The following is a 3,310-nucleotide window of genomic DNA, read 5'->3' as shown; positions in this document are numbered from 1 at the left end:
CCAGGGATGGCATTTCCCGAGCCCCCATGGATGGGTTTATGGCGTGTCGTGGAAGGTGACTCTGTTTCCTCTCGGTCCAGCTTTAAATCAGATCACATTTTTACTTAGATTGGTATTACTAGCCATCGGCGCTTGTTTAAACTAATATTTTGCTGCGCAAAATCAGCCAGCTGAAGCGGCTTCTACAAAGGCGCGCAAGGGTGAGAAATAGTGTTGAATGTTTGTCTTTAGCATTTGCTACACCAAAGGTTGACCCATTTTATCTTGGGCAATTAAACGTACCACATAAGCAAGCTTAAATAGCGCAGCACTGATCACCAAAGTGATGTGCATAAACACCGTCATGCCCAGTGAAACCTTTTCTTCTTGCAGATAAGCAATGCTTAGCGCCCCGCAACATAAGATAAGAAAAACAATCATAGAAATATTGGCAAGACGAAGTAAACGTGGATGATTCATAATGTGCACCTCAAATGCTTATTTAAGATCATCCTATGCCCACCTGACTCTCTAGTCAATAATAAATAGCAGTCAAAGTGAGTTTTTTGCTTTGATGTAGATCAATAAAGCGACAAGCAGGTGTGTGTTTCTTACCGCGGTCACCCTAGCCCCTGTGGTAAAAAGTTGCTGGTTATAACAGCTGAAAGCTGACCGCTGTGGCTGGCTTTTAACTCAATTGGGCGAGTTGTTCACGATAGGGCGTTAAGTCGCCAATGTGTTCGGCTACCCAGTCGGAGTTATAGTAAGTATCTAAATAACGCTCGCCACCATCACACATTAAGGTGACTAAAGAGCCGCGCTCGCCATTAGCTTGCATGCGCTTGGCCAGCTGTAATACACCCCACAGATTAGTACCGGTTGAGCCACCGGCCTTACGCCCTAAAATAGGCGTTAACCAATGCAGAGTGGCAATACTGGCGGCATCGGGCACCTTAATCATTTCATCGATCACTTCAGGCAAAAATGAGGCTTCCACTCGTGGTCGGCCAATGCCTTCAATACGGCCATTGGCTTGGCTCACCAAGGTGAGATCACCACTTTGATAGCTGTCATAAAACACCGAGTGTTCAGGGTCCACTACCACCAACTGGGTGTCTAGCCCTAAATAGCGGGTATAACGACCCAAGGTCGCTGAGGTGCCGCCGGTACCGGCACTCATCACAATAGCGCGGGGAATAGGGTGGGGCTCTTCTGCCAGTTGGCGAAAAATACTCTCGGCAATATTATTATTACCCCGCCAGTCGGTGGCCCGCTCAGCAAAGGTAAATTGATCCATATAGTGGCCATTATTTTGTTGGGCTAAACGCTCGGCTTCGGCATACACCTGAGAGCCGCTGTCAACAAAATGACACTGCCCACCCAAATGTTTAACTTGCTCTACTTTTTTGCAGGTTGTGCTGCGCGGCATTACGGCGGTAAAAGGCAAACCGAGTAGTTTAGCAAAATAAGCCTCAGATACGGCTGTGCTGCCGGATGACGCTTCTACAATATGAGTGCCTTCCTTTATTTTTCCGCTACAAATGGCGTGTAAAAATAAAGAGCGTGCTAAACGGTGTTTTAGGCTACCGGTAGGATGAGTGCTCTCATCTTTTAGGTAAATATCAATGCCATCTATGCCTGGTATATCCAATAAATACAAGTGTGTGTCAGAGGTACGCAGCTGATCGCTAGATAAAGTTTTAAGGGCAGTACGAGTCCAGTGGTTCATGGCAAGATCCCAACGCTAAGCGTAATAAAAAATAACAATAAAATTATATCCGTAAAGCGTTGTTAATCGGATATGTATTTTGCTGGTATGTTAATGGTTTGCAGTGGGTAACTCTATTAAAGAATGCTTTGGTGATGTTAGCTGCTGCTCTTTGAGGGCTATTTAATAAGGTGTTCACCGGGAGTGGTACCGAGTAAAGCTTTAAAAGCGGCAATGAAGGCCGAGAGACTGTCGTAACCACAGGCCAGTGCGACATCGGTAATACGCATACCTGATTCTAATAATGGCAGTGCGGCCAATAAGCGGTTACGTTGTCGCCATTGGCGAAAGCTCATGCCGGTTTCTTTTTTAAAAGCGCGACTTAAGGTTTTATCGCTAATAGCAAGCGGCGTACTAAAAAATGCTAAGGGTTGGCAACAATCAGGGTGCTTAGCTAAATAACGACAACAGTCTATTAACGGCGGGCTTGTTGGCCAAGGTAGCATTAAGTGACTTACCTTAGCGCTGGCTAGGCGGTCAAGTAACACGGCAACTAATCGTCCCTCTGCACCTTGCTCATCGTATTCAACAGGGAACAGGCTAAAGGCAATAATCAGCTCTTTAAGTAAGGCATCAATGATTAACACTTGGCAGCTTTGCCAAGGAAGGTAGCGAGCTTCTATATATAAGCTGCGAATAACAGTGTTAGCTGAGCAATGCACACCATGCTCTATATTCGGGGGGATCAATATGCCATGGGTGGGCGGTGCCACAAATTGTCCCCTTGGCGTATGTACGTTAATCACTCCGTGAATGGCATAAGAAAGTTGAGCCCAAGGGTGGCGGTGTGGAGCGTGAATGGCGTGATTAGGTAACGACACCTGCTGCCCCAACAGAGGGCGGGGTAATTGGGTTAAATGCTCGAGTTGACTAAGCAGTTGCTGTTGAGAAATAGACATGATGCTGAGCCTCCCAAAAATTAACACTATCTAACTTCTTATGGTTATTCATTCACTAGAGTACTACTTTTGTCCTTTCACCGACACTAGTGGTCCCAATGTCGACAAACTGCAACTCGCTATTCCGTTAATATAATGGCTTACGGTTATTCGGAGAGCATGATGTTGGGCCATTTACGTTTGTTGTTTGATAATTTTACTCTGATTTTGCTGGGAGTGGTGGCCGCCGCCACCTTGTTGCCGGCACAAGGGCAAGGTGCGGTATTTTTTGATGGGTTAACTGTGGCGGCCATAGCACTGTTATTTTTTATGCACGGGGCTAAATTATCTCGCCACGCCATTATTGCTGGAGCCACTCACTGGCGATTACATTTGCTGGTGTTTGGCTGCACTTTTGTGATGTTTCCTGTGTTGGGGGTACTCGCTAAACCGATATTACTGCCATTGTTAGGCGAGCAGTTGTATATGGGGGTGTTATTTTTATGTGTACTGCCCGGTACAGTACAATCGGCGATAGCCTTTACTGCTTTAGCGGGGGGGAATATTCCCGCTGCTGTGTGCAGTGCCTCGGCTTCTAGTATTTTCGGCATTGTTTTAACGCCGTTATTAGCAGGGCAAGATCGCGAACGTTTTTTGAGCAGTTAGCGTCTTAACCTTCGCGTAA

General features: G+C 46.3%; 3 protein-coding genes and 1 pseudogene. 1 reads left to right on the top strand and 3 read right to left on the bottom strand.

Annotated elements, in window-relative coordinates; all coding sequences use genetic code 11:
• Positions 1 to 237: 237 nt before the first annotated feature.
• The 3 genes from ACTHY5_RS11670 to ACTHY5_RS11660 all read right to left on the bottom strand — a co-directional run bounded on the left by ACTHY5_RS11670 (position 238) and on the right by ACTHY5_RS11660 (position 2,646).
• Positions 238 to 459, bottom strand: coding sequence for a hypothetical protein (locus tag ACTHY5_RS11670; protein ID WP_441879879.1), 222 nt, complete (start codon positions 457 to 459; stop codon positions 238 to 240).
• 208 nt (positions 460 to 667) lie between these two features.
• Positions 668 to 1,708 (bottom strand): PLP-dependent cysteine synthase family protein, encoded by a 1,041-nt coding sequence (locus ACTHY5_RS11665; protein ID WP_441879876.1) that lies wholly within the window; start codon positions 1,706 to 1,708, stop codon positions 668 to 670.
• 158 nt (positions 1,709 to 1,866) lie between these two features.
• Positions 1,867 to 2,646: an AraC family transcriptional regulator gene (locus ACTHY5_RS11660; RefSeq protein WP_441879873.1), complete on the bottom strand. Its 780-nt coding sequence runs from the start codon at positions 2,644 to 2,646 to the stop codon at positions 1,867 to 1,869.
• Between the two features lie 180 nt (positions 2,647 to 2,826).
• On the opposite strand from ACTHY5_RS11660, the pseudogene ACTHY5_RS11655 reads away from it, so the two are divergent.
• Positions 2,827 to 3,261: pseudogene (locus ACTHY5_RS11655) on the top strand (bile acid:sodium symporter); the annotation flags it as partial.
• Positions 3,262 to 3,310 lie beyond the last annotated feature (49 nt).

It is taken from the genome of Oceanisphaera sp. (assembly GCF_052084945.1).
Classification (GTDB): Bacteria; Pseudomonadota; Gammaproteobacteria; order Enterobacterales; family Aeromonadaceae; genus Oceanimonas.
This window is presented reverse-complemented; position numbering and strand designations above follow the sequence as displayed.